General features: G+C 73.7%; 15 protein-coding genes. 4 read left to right on the plus strand and 11 right to left on the minus strand.

From position 1 onward, the window contains the following. Positions 1–76 precede the first annotated feature (76 nt). From ACR9ZK_RS06225 to ACR9ZK_RS06250, 6 genes are all read right to left on the minus strand, one after another. Positions 77–478, minus strand: a complete 402-nt coding sequence (locus ACR9ZK_RS06225; RefSeq protein ID WP_481341021.1) for a DUF3040 domain-containing protein — start codon at positions 476–478, stop codon at positions 77–79. Between the two features lie 72 nt (positions 479–550). Further along, positions 551–1,798, minus strand: a complete 1,248-nt coding sequence (gene dinB, locus ACR9ZK_RS06230) for a DNA polymerase IV (RefSeq protein ID WP_481341022.1) — start codon at positions 1,796–1,798, stop codon at positions 551–553. Between the two features lie 39 nt (positions 1,799–1,837). Next, positions 1,838–2,602 carry a class I SAM-dependent methyltransferase gene (locus tag ACR9ZK_RS06235; RefSeq protein ID WP_481341023.1) on the minus strand — a complete coding sequence of 255 codons (765 nt, stop codon included), beginning with the start codon at positions 2,600–2,602 and terminating at the stop codon, positions 1,838–1,840. A gap of 147 nt (positions 2,603–2,749) precedes the next feature. Further along, positions 2,750–6,670 (minus strand): DNA polymerase III subunit alpha, encoded by a 3,921-nt coding sequence (locus tag ACR9ZK_RS06240; protein ID WP_481341035.1) that lies wholly within the window; start codon positions 6,668–6,670, stop codon positions 2,750–2,752. Positions 6,671–6,792: 122 nt separating this feature from the next. After that, complete coding sequence (locus tag ACR9ZK_RS06245) at positions 6,793–7,251, minus strand: SAV_6107 family HEPN domain-containing protein (RefSeq protein WP_481341024.1); 459 nt, start codon at positions 7,249–7,251, stop codon at positions 6,793–6,795. A gap of 86 nt (positions 7,252–7,337) precedes the next feature. Further along, the gene (locus tag ACR9ZK_RS06250) at positions 7,338–7,739 is read right to left on the minus strand and encodes a DUF6504 family protein (RefSeq protein ID WP_481341025.1); all 402 of its coding nucleotides are present in this window, start codon (positions 7,737–7,739) and stop codon (positions 7,338–7,340) included. Positions 7,740–8,270: 531 nt separating this feature from the next. Here ACR9ZK_RS06250 and ACR9ZK_RS06255 point away from each other — a divergent pair. Beyond that, positions 8,271–8,972, plus strand: a complete 702-nt coding sequence (locus ACR9ZK_RS06255; RefSeq protein ID WP_481341026.1) for a DUF4126 domain-containing protein — start codon at positions 8,271–8,273, stop codon at positions 8,970–8,972. A gap of 43 nt (positions 8,973–9,015) precedes the next feature. On the opposite strand, the gene metF is transcribed toward ACR9ZK_RS06255, so the two are convergent. Continuing rightward, the gene (metF, locus tag ACR9ZK_RS06260) at positions 9,016–9,924 is read right to left on the minus strand and encodes a methylenetetrahydrofolate reductase [NAD(P)H] (RefSeq protein WP_481341027.1); all 909 of its coding nucleotides are present in this window, start codon (positions 9,922–9,924) and stop codon (positions 9,016–9,018) included. A gap of 92 nt (positions 9,925–10,016) precedes the next feature. Between metF and ACR9ZK_RS06265 the strand changes: the two genes are divergently transcribed. Beyond that, a complete protein-coding gene (locus ACR9ZK_RS06265) occupies positions 10,017–11,123 on the plus strand; it encodes a polyprenyl synthetase family protein (protein ID WP_481341028.1) in 1,107 nt (368 codons plus the stop codon). A gap of 21 nt (positions 11,124–11,144) precedes the next feature. Here the strand turns inward: ACR9ZK_RS06265 and ACR9ZK_RS06270 are convergent, their stop codons facing one another. Next, positions 11,145–11,471 carry an Rv2175c family DNA-binding protein gene (locus tag ACR9ZK_RS06270; protein ID WP_481341036.1) on the minus strand — a complete coding sequence of 109 codons (327 nt, stop codon included), beginning with the start codon at positions 11,469–11,471 and terminating at the stop codon, positions 11,145–11,147. Between the two features lie 386 nt (positions 11,472–11,857). Here ACR9ZK_RS06270 and ACR9ZK_RS06275 point away from each other — a divergent pair, with 386 nt between their 5' ends. After that, positions 11,858–12,844 (plus strand): lytic transglycosylase, encoded by a 987-nt coding sequence (locus ACR9ZK_RS06275; protein ID WP_481341029.1) that lies wholly within the window; start codon positions 11,858–11,860, stop codon positions 12,842–12,844. A 117-nt stretch (positions 12,845–12,961) separates the two neighbouring features. Further along, entirely contained in the window at positions 12,962–14,887 is a 1,926-nt protein-coding gene (gene pknB / locus ACR9ZK_RS06280; protein ID WP_481341030.1) for a Stk1 family PASTA domain-containing Ser/Thr kinase, read from the plus strand. Positions 14,888–14,938: 51 nt separating this feature from the next. On the opposite strand, the gene ACR9ZK_RS06285 is transcribed toward pknB, so the two are convergent. The 3 genes from ACR9ZK_RS06285 to ACR9ZK_RS06295 all read right to left on the minus strand — a co-directional run bounded on the left by ACR9ZK_RS06285 (position 14,939) and on the right by ACR9ZK_RS06295 (position 18,256). Beyond that, positions 14,939–16,009, minus strand: a complete 1,071-nt coding sequence (locus ACR9ZK_RS06285) for a threonine aldolase family protein (RefSeq protein WP_481341031.1) — start codon at positions 16,007–16,009, stop codon at positions 14,939–14,941. A 7-nt stretch (positions 16,010–16,016) separates the two neighbouring features. Next, positions 16,017–17,453, minus strand: coding sequence for a class II 3-deoxy-7-phosphoheptulonate synthase (locus ACR9ZK_RS06290; RefSeq protein ID WP_481341032.1), 1,437 nt, complete (start codon positions 17,451–17,453; stop codon positions 16,017–16,019). A 74-nt stretch (positions 17,454–17,527) separates the two neighbouring features. Next, a complete protein-coding gene (locus ACR9ZK_RS06295) occupies positions 17,528–18,256 on the minus strand; it encodes a response regulator (protein ID WP_481341033.1) in 729 nt (242 codons plus the stop codon). Positions 18,257–18,332: the final 76 nt, after the last annotated feature.

Genomic DNA, 18,332 nt, shown 5'->3' on the forward strand with positions numbered 1-18,332 from the left:
TGCCGGTGCTTCGGTGTCGCTTTCGGTGTCGCTTCGAGTGTCGCTTCCTGCGTCGCTTCCGGTGTCGCCGTCCAGGTCACCACTGGTCGCGGCGACGCTTCTCCCAGCGCTCCTCGAGGCGCTCCATGAACGTGCCCTGCCGAGGGCTGGGGGCGCGGAGCCGACCGCCGGTGCGCGGCTTCGGGGTGCCGTCGGCATCGACGGCGGCCAGGCGCGCCTTGGACGGGGTGATGGCGTAGACGATGCCGGCGACCATGATCGCGAAACCCACCGCACCGAGCCAGATCGTGCTGCTCATCGCGGAGAACACGACGAGCGCGAGGCCCGCCACACCGGCGATGACGCCGGCGACGATCCTGCCTCGCCCGGCACCACGCGACTTGGTCTTGCGGATCCGCGACGCGAAGCGCGGGTCCTCGGCGTAGAGGGCCTCCTCCATCTGCTGGAGCAGGGCTTCCTCGTGTTCCGAGAGTGCCACTCGGCACCTCCCTGTGCGATCTCGACTGTCACCGAATCGTAGGCCGGTGAGAGCCGACGGGGTTTCTTTCCTTCAGGATAGGTCGCGCGTCTCACGTTGGGAACCCGAGGTCGGCTCACGCATGAGGCTCGCCGGACGGACCGACCCGGCACCGAACCGGGCGCTCGCCCGGTCGACGGCACGGTCGGCGTCGCGCCACCCCTTCTCCGGCTCGTCGAGGCGCGCCTGGATGGGGGCGTTCTCGGTCGGGACGAGCCCCTCGAGGCGCACGCCGACGAGCCGGATGCGGGCCCGCTGGAGCCCGAGCCGGTCGTAGAGCTCACGTGCGGTGGCGTAGATGTCGCGCGAGACGTCGGTGTGGTGGCGCAGCGTCCTGGCCCGCGTGATCGTCGTGAAGTCGGCGAACCGGACCTTGATCGACACGGTGCGCCCCGACATCCCGGCCGCCCGGGCCCGGTCGGCGAGCCGGAGCAGCTCGCGGTGGATGCGCACCGGGTCGTCGATGTCGTGGGCGAAGGTCTCGTCGGCGCCGATCGACTTCTCGCGCCGCTCGGGCACGACCCGGCGCGGGTCGCGACCCCACGCGAGGTCGTGCAGGCTCAGGCCGGCGACGTCGCCGAGGGCCCGCTGGAGGGTCTCGACCGGGGTGTGGGCCAGGTCGGCGACCGTGCGCAGGCCGAGGCGGTGCAGGTGCTCCTCGGTCTTGTCGCCGACACCCCAGATGGCGGCGACGGGCAGCTGGTGGATGAACGAGACGACCTCGTCCCGGGGCACGACGAGGAGGCCGTCGGGCTTGGCGAGGTTCGAGGCGAGCTTGGCCACGAACTTCGTCGGCGCGACCCCGACCGAGCACGTGATCCCCTGCTCGTCGGCGATCGTGTCGCGCAGCCGTTGGGCGATCCGGGTCGGGCTGCCGAGCCGCCGCACCGCCCCGGCCACGTCGAGGAAGGCCTCGTCGAGGGAGAGTGGCTCGACGGAGTCGGTGACCGTCTCGAAGGTGGCCATGACGGCGTCGGAGATGGCCGCGTAGCGCCGGTGGTCCGGCTCGATGACGACGGCCTGCGGGCACAGCCGCCGCGCGCGGGCCATCGGCATCGCGGACGTCACGCCGAACGCGCGGGCCTCGTACGTCGCGGACAGGACCACCGAACGACCACCCGCTCCCCCGATGATGACGGGCTTGCCGCGCAGGTCGGGCCGGGAGATGAGCGAGGCCGACGCGTAGAAGGCGTCCATGTCGACGTGCAGGACGGTGCACCCGGTGTCGTCGGGTGGCTGCCCGTCCGGCCGGACCGGGGCGGTGAACTGGCGCCGGCTCACCGGGACCCCACCGTCGCGAGCCCGGCCCCGGCGAACCCGTCAGTCGCGGTGGGCGACGACGTGCAGGGCATTGCCGAGCGTCCGTAGGAACTCGCGGCCGGGACCCGAGACGAGCAGGTCGTCGAGCTCGGTGAGCGCCGCGCGGTCGGCGTCGGAGTCGACGAGAGAGGCCGGCACGAGGTGCCCGACGATGTCGGTGCCACGGACCTGGACGCGGGTGAACCCGGCGTCGAGCAGGAGCGCCTCGAGCCGCTCGGCGTCGAAGCGGCGGGGAAGCGGGTCGGTTCCGCCCCACCGGCCGGACGGGTCGACGAGTGCCGCCCGGGCCTGGGAGAACTCGCCGGCGATCGCCTTGGCGAACACGACGGCGAGCCGGCCGGACACGAGCAGCGACAGGACGCCGCCCGGACGCAGCGCCGCGGCCAGCGCGCGCAGGGTGGCGGCGGGGTCGTCGACGAACTCGAGGGTTCCGTGGCAGCAGGCGAGGTCGACGGACCGGTCGGCCAGGACGCTCGCCAGGGTGTCGCCGTCGCCCTGCACGCCGGTGACGCGGTCGACGATGCCGGCCTCGCGGGCGCGCCGGGCCAGGGCTGCCAGCGCGTCGGGGCTGGGGTCGACGACGGTGACGCGGTGCCCGGCCACGGCGAGCGGGACGGCGACCCCACCGGTGCCGCCACCGAGGTCGAGGACGTCGAGCGGGCGTCCGAGGTCCTCGGCGTGGTCGCTCGCGATGCGTCCGACCGCCGACACGACGGCCGAGGGCCGGGCCCCGCCGCGTCGCTGGGGGCGCTGCTCGTCGGGCACGGTGTCCTCCGTCGGGGGGCTCGCTCGCCCCGGACGTCGGTCGGGGCGACGCGGCCGGTGACGTGCATGGCGGGCACGGCTGGCACGGCGGGCGCGACGGACAGGCCGACGACGGGGTCGATGTGGTGGTTCGGGTGCATCCTCACCCTAGTGCCCCGAGCTTCCCGGGCTCGCGTGCCACAGCTTGCGTGGCGGGCCGCCGGTGGGGCCGCCACCGGTGGCAGCGGCGCCGCCGAACGGGTCGGGCGGGACGAGCCCGGCCGTGCCGCGGGCGCCGCGCACCTCCTCGCCTGCCGGGCGGATGTCCGCGTACGGCGACTGCTTGAACCCCGACGCGTGGACGAGGACGCGTCGACCCTCCGCGGTCTCCCCGACGCCGGACCCCGGTCCCTCGAGGGCTCCGGCGCGCTCCCACGCCGCCCGGTCGGCCTCCTCGAGCGCCGCGTGGACGGCCTCGAGGCCGCCGGTGGTCCAGGCCTCCTGGAGCGCGGACAGCTCCCAGGCTCCGGTGGCCCGGATCGAGACGCCGCGCGGACCGGTGCGGCGCACGAGGCCGCGGGCGAGGATGAGCCACGAGTGGAACACCGTCGCCGCGTACGGGCCCTGGACGTCCTCGAAGAAGGTGAGGTCGGCGGGACCGGTCGCGTCGTCGAGGGTGAGGAACACGACGCGGCGCCCGGTGCGGATCGGCGGGGTCTGGGTCGCCACCTTGACCCCGGCGACCCACACCTCGCGGCCGCTGCGACCGTCGAGGAGGTCACGGGCCTTCGTGACGCCGAGGGCGTCGAGCAGTGGCCGGTAGAAGTCGACGACGTGGCCGGACGCGTCGAGGCCGAGCACCTCGAGCTCGGCCCGGACGCGTTCCGGGCCGGTCATCTCGGGCAGGCCGCTCGTCGCCGTGAGCCGGGGCGCGTCACCGAGGTCGAGCGTCAGCTGGGTGGCGAGGTGCTCGGGGGCGCCCGACGACGCCTGCGACTGTGCCGCGGCGAGGGCGCGGATGTCGCCGGTGGCCGACACCGACGTGACCCGTCCGCGGGACCGGCTCGCGGCCGCGACGCGCCGGCTCGACCGGCGTTGCGAGGAGGACCACCGGTCGAGCTCGGCGACGTGCAGGAGCAGGTCACGCCGGGTGACCCGGCCTCGCCGACCGAGGCCGCTGCGGGCCCGGCGCGTCAACCCGCCGGCGTCGTCGAGTCGGGAGGGTCCGACGAGGTCGATGTCGTGGATCGTGTCGAACGCCCCGGCGAGGACGAGCTTCTCGGCGACGGGCCGCGACACCTGCGCCCGTTGCCAGAAGTCGGACAGGCTCGAGTACGGCTGGCCGGCGACGATGCGGGCGACCTCGGCCTCGCTGATGCCGTGCACGTCGGCGAGCGAGAGGCGGATGGCCTCGCCGCCGTCCTCGGTGCGCTCGAACCGGTACGTGCCGGTGGAGGCGTTGACGTCGAGGCCGAGGATCGTGACGCCGAAGGCGCGGGCGTCGTCGAGGATGAGCCGCTTGGGGTACATGCCGGGGTCGTGGGTGAGGACGCCGGCGAGGAACGCGGCCGGGTGGTGCGCCTTGAGGAAGGCCGACTGGTAGGTCGGCAGCGCGAAGGCCGCCGCGTGCGCCTTGCAGAACCCGAACGAGGCGAACGCCTTGAGGACCTCCCAGATGCGGTCGACGTCCTCGGGGGCGTAGCCGCGCGCCCTCGCCGCCGGACGCCACCACGCCTCGACCTCCAGCTGCCCGGCCGGGCTGCCGAGGGCGCGGCGCACCTCGTCGGCCTGGGCGAGGCTGACGCCGGTGGTCTCGGCGACGATCTTGAGGACCTGCTCGTGGAAGACGACGACGCCCTCGGTCTCCTCGAGCGCAGGCACGAGCGTCGGGTGCAGGTACGCCGGCTCCTTCCACCCCTGGCGGGCGTTGAGGAACGGCACGATCATGTCGCTCTTGACCGGTCCCGGGCGGAACAGCGAGATGTCGACGATGAGGTCCTCGAAGGTCTGCGGGCCGAACTTGCCGATGAGCTCGCGCTGGCCGGGGCTCTCGATCTGGAAGCAGCCGAGGGTGCGGGTCGAGCGGATCATCTCGAAGGTCGGCTCGTCGTCGAAGGGCACCTGCTCCTCGTCGTCGAGGTCGACCCGGACGCCGTCGACCCGCTCGACCTCCTCGACGGCGTGCGCCATCGCCGACTGCATCCGGATGCCGAGGACGTCGAGCTTGAGCAGGCCCATCTCCTCGACGTCGTCCTTGTCGAACTGGCTCATCGGGAAGCCGAGCCAGCTGGCCTCCACGGGCGTGCGGTCCAGGAGCGCGGAGTCGGACAGGACGACGCCGCACGGGTGCAGCGCGATGTGCCGTGGCAGGCCGTCGAGCCGCTCGACGATGTCGAACATCAGCTGCAGGCGCGGCACGTCGAGACCCGACGCGCGCAGCTCGGGCAGCTCGGCGAGGGCGTGGCGCACGTTGCGGGCGGCGATGTGCGGGAAGGCCTTGGCCATGGCGTCGATCTCGGGCGGCGGCAGGCCGAGCGCCGCACCTGCGTCGCGGATCGCGTGGCGCACCCGGTAGGTGTCCATCATCGAGACGCACGTGACGCGGTCGCCCCCGAAGTGGTCGAGGATCCGCTCGTAGATCTCGGTGCGGCGGGCCGACTCGACGTCGATGTCGATGTCGGGCAGCTCGGCGCGCAGCGGTGAGCAGAACCGCTCCATGAGCAGGCCGTGGCGCATCGGGTCGACGCCGGAGATGCCGAGCAGGTAGTTGACGAGCGACCCGGCGCCCGAGCCGCGGGCCGCGACGCGCACGCCCATCTCGCGGACGAGGTCGCACACCTGGGCGACGGTGAGGAAGTACGTCGCGTAGCCGAGGGTCTCGATGACGCCGAGCTCGTCCTCGAGACGGTCGCCGACGGCGGCCAGCCCGGACCCGGACCGGTCGGGGTAGCGGGTCGCGATCGACTCGCGGCAGCGTCGGGCGAGCACGTGCTGCGGGTCGGTGCCCGCGCTGATGCCGAGGACGTCGGGCTCGGGCAGGTGCACCGAGCCGATGCCGAGGTCTGCACGCGGGTCCTGGACGCACTCGGTGGCGAGGGCGGTCGTGCGCGCGACGAGCTCGTGGGCCTGCTCGCGGGCGAGCGCCCCGCCGCCGACGAGCCCCGGGCCAGACACCTGGACGACGTCGCGGGCGAGGGCGTGCATGACCGGCGTCGGCGCGAGGTGGCCGGCGGTCGTGACGCGGTCCAGGTGGCGCGCGTCGAGCGCGACGAGGCGCCGGGCCGCGTCGAGGACGTCGACGACGGCGGCGTCCTGCGGGTCGGTGTGGCGCACCGCCGCGGTGATGACGCTCGGCACGCCGACCTCGCGGGCGAGGGAGAGCATCCGGCCGGCCTGGCCGAGGCTGGCCGGCAGGTGCTCGGGACCGCCGTGGCACACGACCTCCACGACGAGGCCGCCGGGCGGCAGCAGCGCGACCCATCGCTCGAGGGCCGCCCGTGCATCGCCGTGTCGCCGGGCGAGGACCGCGCGGCCGACGTCGGAGTCGGGGCCGAGGAGGACGACGAGCGGTGCGGGTCCGGCGTCCGCCCGCCTTGACGGGTCGACACCGGAGGTGACGGGCAGGGTCCCGGGGCCGGGGGTCCCACCCTCCCCCGACGGGAGCGGGCCGCCGGGGCGCGCGTGCTCCGCGAGGAGCTCGGGCGTCGTGACCGGGGTGCCCCGCTCGCCCCGCAGGTGGGTCGCCGTGACGAGCCGGCACAGGGCGGCCCACCCGAGGCCGGGCGGCAGCCCCGCGGCCCGGCCACGGGCGAGGACGGTGACGCGCGGCAGGCGCGGGTCGACGAGAGCACCCCCGCGAACCGGCGTGCGGCTGTGCTCGGACCGACGCGGGCGACCGGTCGGGCCGGTGCGCGGCGGCTCGAGGGCGAGGTCGACACCGAGGACGGGGGCGACGTCGTGCTCCATGCAGGCGCGGACGAACTTGACCGCGCCGTAGAGCCCGTCGCGGTCGGTGAGGGCGAGCGCCGGCTGGCCCCAGGCGGCGGCCCGCTCGACGAGCTGGCGGGGTGTCGCGGTGCCGTAGCGCATCGAGTAGCCGCTCGCGACGTGCAGGTGCACGAAGCTGTCGCCGACGCGGCCGGCTCCCGCCCCGGACCTCGGGCCGACCCCCCGGGGCGTCGTGCTGGTGGTCGTGCTGGTGGTCGTGCTCGTCATGCCCCGCTCGCACGGCTCCTCGGCCCGGACGAGACCGGGGTGATGGTCCGCGGCAGCGGGACGGCGATCGGCACGCCGAGCAGGTCCTGGACGATCTCGAGGAACATCTCGGCCTGCCGGAGCAGGTCGTCGGCCTCGCGCGGCGCGATGTGGCCCCCGCGGTCGACGACGGACCGGCGTGCGGAGCACGCGGCGAAGAACGCGGCCCACTCCCCCAGCTCGGGGGCGACGAGGGGCAGCACCTGCCAGACGCTGCGGGGTCGGGACCGCGGCGTCGGCGCCGTCCGGGCCGCGACCAGCGCGGCGGCGGCGCGCAGGGCCCCGAGGTGGGCGTCGCGGTAGCGCTCGGTGGCCTCGCTCACGCGGCAGGCCGACTCGAGGCTGCCCCTCGAGCGGTCGAGCAGGGTGAGCACGGCGACGGAGATGGGCGGGCGGTGCAACGGTGCGGTGGCCACGGGTCGGCTCCTCTCGACAGGCGCGGGTACAGGCGCGGGTACAGGCGCGGGTACAAGCGCGGGGACGGTGGCTGGTGGGGCGGGCATCAGTCGGCGACCCGGACGAGCGACCAGCGGTCACCGCGGGGGGACGCGTCGTGGGCGAGGTCGTAGACCCCGGGCGTGAACGACCACCCGGGGCTCGCCTCGACCCGCCAGACGTGCTGCTCGCTCGCGGCGGCGAGGAGCGTCTCGCCGGGGCGCACCTGCGCCTCCTCGGCGTCGAGGGCGTCGTGCCACCACGCCCGCCGCTCCCGCCACTGCGCGAGGACCTCCCGCACGACGTAGAGGCGGCCCTTCCAGATGAAGGCCTCGGGCCGCTCCCGGGCGGCGCCGTCGACCGGAGCCTCACCCGGACCTGCATCCGGGCCTGCACCTGCACCTGCACCGGCCCGGGAGGCACCCGTCACCTGGGATCCGTCCTGCTCGAACCGGACCCTGACCTGCACTGCATCACTGAACCTGCGCACCACGACACGTCTCCCTCGGACACGTCGAGGCGGGAGGTCACGACCCTGGCTGCCCGCGCCCCACACGGACGGCCGACACCCCAACCGACGACTGGACTGAACGATGAACACTCGAACACCTGTTCGAACTCGACCAGCGTAACCCCTGCCGCCGACACCGTGTCAAGGCGATCCGACGGCCGGCGGCGCAGGCCGTGTTTGCTCTCGTTCGGGGCGGTTTGCGTGGACCTGAGTACCGGTGCTCAGGTCCACGTGGACGTGCTCGACCAGAGTGGGTCACCACGGGTCCGGCCCGTGGCCGGAAGGGCGCAGGGGTCCCGTCCGTCCAGGGCCCGGGCCCGTCTCTCGTGCGCGCCCACCCGGCAGGGCAGCGCCCCGACCGGCCGTCCTCGCAGCCCTTGCGCGCACCTCGGGATTACGGGACGGTCGGCAGCGTTGGACCGAGGCTCGGCCGTCCGGCCGCGCCTGGACCCCGCCGCCCCCGCAGGCCGGGTTGGACGAAGGAGTGACGTGGGAGCCGAGCTCATCCCCCTGGCCTTCACCACCGGGTGGGGCAGCGGCATCAATGCGTACGCGGTCGTGCTCGTCCTCGGCCTCGCCGACCGCCTCTTCAACCTCGGACAGGTCCCCGACGCGCTCGCCCGCACCGACGTCCTCGTCGGTGCGGCGGTCCTCTTCCTCCTCGAGCTCGTCGCCGACAAGATCCCCTACGTCGACTCGGTCTGGGACTCGGTCCACACCGTCGTGCGGCCCGCCGTCGGGGCCACGATCGGCTACCTCATCGGCCACGAGACCGCGAGCCTCGATGCCGCCGTCGGTGCTGCCACCGGTGGCGTCACGGCCCTGGTCTCGCACGGCGTCAAGGCCGGACTGCGGGGCATCGTCAACACCTCGCCCGAGCCCGCCAGCACCATCGTCGTCAGCACGGGCGAGGACGTCACCGTCACCGGCGTCGTGGCCCTGGCGATCGCCCACCCCTGGGCGGCTGCGACGGCCGCGCTGCTGCTCCTCGCGGCCGGGGGGCTGCTCGTGTGGACGCTCGCCGGGCGCCTGCGCCGGCTCAAGCGGCGCTACGACGCATGGGGCGAGCGGGTCGGCATCGCCGTCCCGACCGCGGCGCCGCCGACGGCTCCGCCGGGCCGCCGGCCGGGCCGCGCCCGCCCGACGCGTCCGCCGGCCCCGGACGATGCCTCCGAGGACCCACCGGCCTGACCCGGCGACGCTCGAGGCCGTCGACCGACGCCGCTGCCGACCCTCAGAGCCGGCCGAAGACCTCGAGCGTCGCCGACGAGCGGTTCATCGTGATGAAGTGGATGCCCGGCGCACCCTCGTCGAGGAGGCGCCGCGCGGACTCGGTGGCGATGGCCAGGCCCTCGGCCCGCACGCCCTCCGCGTCGTCCCCGAGCCGGTCGAGGCGGTCGGTGACGGCAGCCGGCATCGGCTGGCCGGCCAGCTGGGCCATGCGCACGACCTGGCGCGCGTTCGTGATCGGCATGATCGCCGGCACGACGGGAAGCTGCGACCCGCGCCGGGCCAGCTCGTCGCGCAGCCGCAGGTAGTTGTCGACGTCGAAGACCATCTGGGTGATGGCGAACTGCGCCCCGGCGCGCTCCTTGCGGATCAGCGTCTCGGCGTCCTCGGCGGGGTCGCGCGACTCGGGGTGACGGTCGGGGAACGCCGCGACCCCGACCGTGAAGTCGCCGAGCCCGCGGACCAGCGCGACGAGCTCGTCGGCGTGGTCGAGCCCCTCCGGGTGGGCGACCCACGGCTGCCCGAGGCCCCCCTGCGGGTCACCGCGCAGGGCCAGGATGTTGCGCACCCCCGCCGAGGCGTACGCCCCGACGATGCCGCGCAGCTCGGACACCGAGTGCCCGACGCACGTCAGGTGCGCCATCGGCGTCAGCGTCGTCTCCTCGAGGATTCGCTGGGTCAGGCGCACCGTGCGGTCCCGGGTGCTGCCCCCCGCGCCGTAGGTGATCGACACGAAGCTCGGCGAGATCTTCTCGAGGTGCCGGACCGCCTGCCACAGCTGCACCTCGGCCGCGTCGTCCTTCGGGGGGAAGAACTCGAAGCTGAAGGTGGGGGTGTCGGCCTCGATGAGCGCCGGGATGGACCGGGTGAACCGCTCCGCCCGAGCCATCGAGGATGCGGTGCCGTGCGCCATGCCGCTCACCCTAGGCGGCCCCCGTCCGGGGTGTGTGGGCTGTTCACGGGGCGGTCGGACGCCCGCGTAGGCTGACCACGATTCCCGACTCGATGGAGGAGCCCGTGCAGACCCCCACCGACCTCGACGTGCTGCGCCGTCGGGTGCAGCACGCGATCGACGGCCAGGTCGCGGGGGCGACGCAGGCGCTCGCCGCCATCGGTGAGGAGACCGCGCCCCTCGTGTCCGCCGTCTCGGGCCTGCTGTCCGGGGGCAAGGGCCTGCGCGCCGGCTTCCTCTACTGGGGCTACCGCGCGGCCGGGGGCGCCGACTCCGACGCACTCGTGCGGCTCGCGGCGAGCATGGAGTTCTTCCAGGCCGCTGCGCTGCTGCACGACGACGTCATGGACCGCAGCGACACCCGCCGCGGCAAGCCCTCGGCCCACCGGGCGGTCGCCTCGCTCCACACCGACCACGGCTGGTCCGGCGACTCCGACCGTTTCGGGGAGGGCGCGGCGATCCTCGCCGGCGACCTGTGCCTCACGTGGTGCGACGAGCTCTACTCGTCGTGCGGCCTGCCGGCCACCGATCTGGCCCGGGGCCGGGGCCTGTTCGACCTCATGCGGACCCAGCTCATGGGTGGGCAGTTCCTCGACCTGCTCGAGTCGGCCCGCGGCTGGGACGGTCTCGACCTCGAGGCGCGGGTCGCCTCGGCCCGCAAGGTGATCCGCTTCAAGAGCGCCAAGTACACGATCGAGCACCCGCTGCTCATCGGCGCCCTCGTCGGCGGAGCACCCGAGGACGCCCTCGAGCCGCTGTCCGACTACGGCCTGGCGCTCGGCGAGGCGTTCCAGCTCCGTGACGACCTCCTCGGCGTCTTCGGCGACCCCGAGGCCACCGGCAAGCCGGCCGGCGACGACCTGCGCGAGGGCAAGCGGACCGTCCTGCTCGCGCACGCCCTCGATGCGGCGTCGGAGCCGGACCGCCGTCTCGTGGAGGGGCTGCTCGGCCGCGACGACCTCGACCTCGCCGGCGTCGAGTCGATCCGCGAGGTGCTCGTCCGCACCGGCGCCGTCGAGCGCGTCGAGGCGCTCATCGGCGAGCTCGCCGAGGCGTCGGGCACGGCCGTGGCGCGGGCCCGGGACACCGGGGTCCTCGCCGACGAGGCCCTCGGCGTCCTCGAGGGCCTCGTCGCGGTCTCGACGGCCCGCCACTCCTGACCGCCACTCCTGACCGACACGTCAGAAGGCGAGCTCCTGGGCGCGCCGGCGGATCTCGGTCTTGTGACCGGCGCGCAGGGCGTCGATCGGGGCCCCCTCGACGGGCAGCGTCGGGTCCGGGGTGAAGAGCCAGGTGATGATCTCGTCGTCGTGCATGCCGCCGTCGGCCAGCACCGTGAAGGTGCCGCGCAGCTCGGGCCGCGGGCCCTCGTCGTCGAGGAACTTCGCCGGCACGGACTGGACGTGGCGCTCCCCGACGCGCGCGGCGAGTAGCTCGCGGTCGGCGATGAGGCGACGCACGCGCGCCAGCGGCACCCCGAGCCGTTCGGCGACGTCGGGCACCGTCAGCCACTCCCCGACGAGGCGCTCGAGGTCGTGCGACGGACCCGTCTCAGGAACGGCGTCGGAAACGGCGTCGGAAACGAGGTCCGAACCGGCGTCGGGGCCGGCGTGGGAGCGTGCTGCGGAGTCGGTGTTCGGGCTCTGGCTCACGTCGTCAGAGTCTGCCACCCGAGCCGGGCAGTGCGACACACGGACCGGAGCCGAATTACATCGCTGTATTTTTACTTTAGCGCTCAATCATGCGATATCGTCACACACGCCCCATCCCTCACAGGAGTCCCGGGACCGCACGACAGCGAACCCGCCTCGAGCAGCTCACCGCACCACCAGCCCCTTCCCAGAGCCCCTCCACACCTCATTTCTTGCAACCGGGCCCCAGGAAAGGACCCCACATGCCCTTCGCCGACGTCGCCGCGCTGGCGCAGCCGCCCCACGCCGTCGTCGTGCCCGTGCACGCGACGCCGTGGAAGACGATCACCGTCCGGCCCGGCGACACGTTGTGGCATCTCGCCATCGCCCACCGCACCACGGTGCGCGCGCTCGTGGACAAGAACCGGCTCGCCGCCGGCGGGAGCCTGATCCTGCCGGGCCAGAGGCTGCTCGTCCCCGGCTCGCCCGCGACGGCCACGACGCCGCGGTCCGCGGCGACACCGACGAAGCCGGCCAGGGGTGCCGTCACGTCGTCCGGCTCGTCCGCCCCGGTCTCCGTGCCTGCGGGCAGCATCGTCCACGTCGTCGTCCGTGGTGACACGATGTCGGGCATCGCGGCCAGGTACAAGGTGTCCCTGACCAAGCTGCTCGCCGCCAACAAGCTCAAGAACGCCGGCCTCATCTACATCGGTCAGCGCATCGTCGTGCCTGGTGTGGCCAGCGCACCGGCGCCCGCGAGCCCGGCACCGAGCCCGACGCCGCCGAGCGGCTACTCGACGCCGACGAAGACCCAGCTGGCCGTCGCAGCCAGCAAGGCCAAGCTCGCCGCCCGAGACGTCCCGAGCCGCACCGAGACGGCCGACATCATCCGGGCGACGGCGACCCGCAACGGCGTCGACCCCAAGCTCGCGCTCGCGATCGCGTGGATCGAGTCGGGGTGGAACCAGCGGGCGGTGTCCTTCAGCGACGCCGTCGGGGTCATGCAGCTGATGCCGATCGCCGAGACGTGGTCCTCCCAGCTGGCCGGGCGCTCTCTCGACCGCTACGACACGCGGGACAACGTCACCGGTGGAGTCCTCATCATCCGCGCGCTGCTCGCCTCGGCCGACTCGCGGGAGCAGGCGGTCGCCGGGTACTACCAGGGCCTCTACTCGGTCCGCACCAAGGGCCTCTACGAGGACACGAAGAAGTACGTCGCCAACGTCCTTGCGGTCTACGACCGCATGTGACGCTCCCAACCCCCCGGGAGCCCAGGAGACCGCGGCCCCGCACACCCTCCCCCCGGGTGCGCGGGGCCGCGGCTCGCCTGCACGGGATGCGCAGGGTCAGCCCGTAAACTCCTGCCCGTGACGTCCAGCGTGGCGGACGCCCTCGTCGGTCGGGTGATCGACGGCCGGTACCGCATCCTGTCCCACCTCGCAGACGGAGGCATGGCCTCGGTCTACGTGGCGCTCGACGCACGCCTCGACCGTGAGGTCGCGCTCAAGATCATGCGTCCTGGCCTGGCCGTCGACGACGTCTTCGTCGAGCGCTTCCGCAGCGAGGCCCGCTCCGCGGCGCGCCTGAGCCACCCCAACGTCGTCGCCGTCTTCGACCAGGGCGAGGACGACGGCGACGTCTTCCTCGCGATGGAGCTCGTCGAGGGCAAGACCCTGCGCGAGGTCATCCACGAGGAGGCACCGCTCACCGCCCGCGAGGCCCTCGCCATCCTCGAGCCGATCCTCCTCGCGCTGCGCGCTGCGCACGCGGCGGGCATGATCCACCGCGACGTCAAGCCCGAGAACGTCATCGTGCGCCACGACGGCGAGGTCAAGGTCGCCGACTTCGGGCTGGCGCGCGCCATCACGAACCAGACCGCCACGAGCCAGACCGGCGTGCTCCTCGGCACGGTGTCGTACCTGTCCCCCGAGCAGGTCGAGCGGGGCCAGGCCGACGCCCGTAGCGACGTCTACGCTGCGGGCCTGCTGCTCTTCGAGATGCTGACCGGGCGCAAGGCGGTCACGGGTGACACCCCGATCCAGATCGCCTACCAGCACGTGCACGGGTCCATCCCGGCGCCGTCGACGCTCGTGCCGGAGGTCCCGCGGCCGCTGGACGAGCTCGTCGCTCGCTCCACCGCGCTCGACCCGGACCACCGCTTCGACTCGGCCGCCGAGCTCGTCGCGGCGCTGCGCCACGTGCGCCGTGTGCTGTCCCCGACCGACCTCGACCGGAGCGGCACCGCGCCCCGGACCGATACCGCCGTCCGTGCGCCGGCCGCGGCCGACACCTCGGCGCGGACCGCCTCCCCCGGTGACACGGGCCAGCTCACCGGTCTGCACACCACCCCGGTCCTCGAGCGCACCACGGCGATGCCGCTCACGGCCATGCCGGTGCAGCGCCGACGCCGCCGACGGTGGCCGGCCTGGCTCGCCGCGGTGCTCCTCGTGCTCGGTGGTGGGGCTGCGGGCTGGTGGTTCACCGCGGGCCCGGGTGGCACGACGGTCGTGCCCGGGCTCGTAGGCCAGTCGGTGGCGCAGGCGCGGTCGAGCCTGCAGGCCGCGTCCCTGTCTATGGACGAGCAGGACGAGTTCTCCGAGACCGCCGCCAAGGGCACCGTCCTGCGCATCGAGCCCGGTGCCGGCACGCAGCTGTCCAAGGACTCCACGATCCGCGTCGTCGTGTCCAAGGGCCAGGAGCGCTACACGGTCCCCAAGCTCGTGGGCACCAAGGCGGCCGACGCCGTCGACGTCCTCGGGCCCCTGACGTTGACCGTCGGCGACACCAGACAGCAGTGGAGCGAGACCGTCCCGAAGGGTCGGGTCGTCTCCCAGTCGCCCGACCCGGAGGCGTCGGTCAAGCGGGGCACCGCCGTCGACCTCGTCGTGTCGAAGGGCCCCGAGCCCATCGACGTGCCGAAGGTGACCGGCACGCCGTTCGACGCCGCGGCCGCCAAGCTGGGCAAGCTCGGGTTCCAGGTGCGGCGCGGCGCGGACGTGAACAGCGACACCGTGCCGGCCGGCAACGTCGTGTCCCAGGACCCCGCCTCCGGCACGTTGCACCGCGGCGACGCCGTGACGCTCGTCGTGTCCAAGGGCCCGGTCATGGTCCAGGTGCCCAACGTCGTCGACCAGCAGGACGCCCTCGCGGAGAAGGCGCTGACCGCCCTCGGGTTCACGGTCGACAAGCAGTACCCCTTCGGCGACCTCTTCGAGAAGAAGGTCCGCGCCCAGGACCCCGCCGCGGGGACGACGGTGCCCAAGGGCAGCACGATCCACCTGACGATCGTCTGAGAGTCGTCCACGTCCCGTCCGGGCCAGGACCGCGTTCGCGGCAGGCAGGGATCAGGTGGGCGGCGGGGTGCGCAGCAGGGAGGTGAGGACGTCGACCGCGACGTCGGTCGCCGCGTCGTCGACGTCGAGGTGCCACACGAGGCGCACCGCGCCCGGGCCCACGGCGTAGGTACGGACCCCCGCGTCGAGGGCCGCGGCGACGAACGCCGCTGACGTCCAGCCCGCCGCGGCGACGTCGACGATGACGATGTTGGTCTCCACGGTGGCCAGGTCGACCGAACCGGGTGCCGCCTCGGCCATCGCGGCGGCGGTGCGGCGAGCGCGGGCGTGGTCGTCGGCGAGGCGCTCGACGTGGTGGTCGAGCGCGTACAGGCCTGCGGCAGCGAGGATCCCGGCCTGGCGCATGCCACCGCCGAAACGCTTGCGCCAGATCCGTGACTCGGCCATGGCCTCGGCCGACCCGGCCAGGACGCTGCCCACGGGGGCTCCGAGGCCCTTGCTCAGGCACACCGACACGGTGTCGAACTCGCGCCCGTAGTCGGCGACCGGGCCGCCCGAGGCGACGTGGGCGTTGAAGAGGCGGGCGCCGTCGAGGTGCATGGCCACGCCGCGTTCGCGGGTGATCGTCCGCGCCCGGCGGATCTCCTCGAGGGACTGGACCGTGCCGCCGCCGAAGTTGTGGGTGTTCTCGACGACCACGAGCGCGGTGCACACCTGGTACGGCCCCGCACCGGTGACCATGAGCGAGGCGGCGTCGTCGGCCCGGAAGCGGCCCCGCTCGGAGACCCAGGTGCGCGAGGAGATGCCGGACAGCACCGCGGCCGCGCCGAGCTCGGCCCGCACGACGTGGGCCAGGGAGTCGCCGACGAGCTCCTCACCGTGTCGCACGTGCAGGCGCACACCGAGCTGGTTCGCCATCGAGCCCGACGGGGTGAAGAGCGCCGCCTCGTGACCGAGCAGGTCGGCGACGCGCTCCTCGAGGGCCCGCAGGGTCGGGTCCTCGCCGAAGACGTCGTCGCCGACCTCGGCACGGGCCATGGCGGCCCGCATCGCCTCGGTGGGCTTGGTCAGGGTGTCGCTGAGCAGGTCGGCCCGCAACGGGCTCGTCGCGGGTGCCGTCACCGTCCGGTCACGCCTGGCCGAGCATCTCGGCGACGAGGAACGCCAGCTCGAGCGACTGCTGGTGGTTCAGGCGCGGGTCGCACACCGACTCGTAGCGCTTCTCGAGGTCGGAGTCGATGATCTTCTCCGCACCGCCGAGGCACTCGGTGACGTCGTTGCCGGTCAGCTCGACGTGGATGCCGCCGGGGACCGTCCCGAGCGAGCGGTGCACCTCGAAGAAGCCGCGGACCTCCTCGACGATGTCCTCGAAGTCGCGGGTCTTGTAGCCCGTCGAGCTCTCGAACGTGTTGCCGTGCATCGGGTCGCAGATCCACGTGACCGTCGCACCCGAGGCGGTCACCTTGTCGACGAGGGCCGGCAGCGCGTCGCGGATCGTCCCCGCGCCCATCCGGGTGATGAAGGTGAGGCGGCCCGGCGTGCGCTGCGGGTCGACCTTGTCGATGAGGCGCAGCACCTCGTCGATGTCGGCCTTGGGGCCGAGCTTGACGCCGATCGGGTTGCTGATGCGCGAGACGAAGTCGATGTGGGCGCCGTCGAGCCGGCGCGTGCGCTCGCCCACCCAGACGAAGTGCCCGGACGTGTCGTAGAGGCGACCCGAGCGTGAGTCGATGCGGGTCAGCGGCCGCTCGTAGTCGAGCAGGAGCGCCTCGTGCGCGGCGTAGAACTCGACGGTGCGCATGGCGTCGAAGTCGGCGCCGCAGGCCGCCATGAAGCGCATCGCCTTGTCGATGTCCCTGGCGATCTTCTCGTAGCGCGCGTTGGCGGAGTTGGCGACGAAGCCACGGTTCCAGTCGTGGACGTGCCGCAGGTCCGCGAAGCCGCCGGTCGTGAAGGCCCGGACGAGGTTGAGCGTCGCCGAGCTCGCGTGGTAGGCCCGGACGAGACGCTGGGGGTCCGGGACGCGGGCGGTCTCGTGGAAGGCGAAGTCGTTGACCATGTCGCCGCGGTAGGCGGGCAGCGTCACGCCCTCGCGGGTCTCGACGCCGGACGAGCGCGGCTTGGCGTACTGGCCGGCCATCCGCCCGACCTTGACGACGGGCACCGACGCGCCGTAGGTCAGGACGGCGGCCATCTGCAGGATCGTCTTGATGCGGTCGCGGATGTTGTCGGCGGTCGCCGACGCGAACGTCTCGGCACAGTCGCCGCCCTGCAGGACGAAGGCCTCGCCGACGGCGGCCGCGCCCATCCGGGCGGTGAGGATGTCGCACTCGCCGGCGAAGACGAGCGGCGGATACGACGCGAGGGTCTCGATCACCTCGGAGAGCGCGGCCGTGTCGGGCCACGTGGGCTGCTGCCCGGCCTCGAGCTCGGCTGCGGCCGCCGTGAGGGCGGCGAGGGCCTCGGACCCGTTCCCGGGCTCGAGACCGACATCGGCGGTGACGGTCCTCATGTTCACCCGATCAGCGTAGACGCCGTGCCCACCCCTGCCGTGCCGGGTCCGCATCCCGATACCTCCGCCGTCGGCCGGTCGCCGGGCCTCCGGGACCCGCCGGGTGGCACCGCGACCCCTCGCACGGGTCAGCGCCCCTGGTCGGGTCGCTCCTCGAGGTCGAGGCCGCGCTCCATGGCGAACCGGACGAGCTCGACGCGGTTGTGCATCTGCAGCTTGCCGAAGATGTTCTGCACGTGGTTCTGCACGGTGCGGTGCGACAGGAACAGGGTGGCGGCGATGTCCTTGTAGCCCATGCCCGTGGCCACGTACCTGAGGATCTCGGTCTCGCGGTCGGTCAGCTCGGGCACCTCGCGCTCGGGGCTGCGCCCGGCGCGCGCCCGACGGAACTCGCCGAGGACGAGGCCGGCGAGGCCGGCCGTGAACACGGGGTCGCCGGCGGCCGTGGCCCGCACGGCGTCGAGGAACTCCTCGCGCCCGGCGCTCTTGACGAGGTAGCCGAGCGCGCCGGCCTTGACGGCCTCGAGGACGTCCTGGTGGTCGCCCGATGCCGACAGGATGAGCACCCGAGTGGGCACCCCGGCCGCGGCGAGCTCGGCGCACACCCGCGACCCGCTGAGACCGGGCAGGTTGAGGTCGAGGACGAGCACGTCCGGAGCGGTGGCGCGGGTGCGCGCCACCGCCGAGCGTCCGTCGTCGGCGGTCGCCACGACCTCGAACCCGGCGTCGGCGAGGTCGCGGGCCACGGCATCGCGCCACATCGGGTGGTCGTCGGCGACGACGACCCGGATCCGCCGCCGCGTGCGGTCGGTGGCGTCGGGCGGGGTCAGGGGCGTGGCGGCAGGGTCGTCGCTCACAGGGCTCCTCGTCGGTCACGCCGGCCGTCGGGGTCGGGCCTGTCTCTTATACACATCTGACGCTGCCGACGACGGA

It is taken from the genome of Monashia sp. HAY1-5C, from assembly GCF_056755255.1.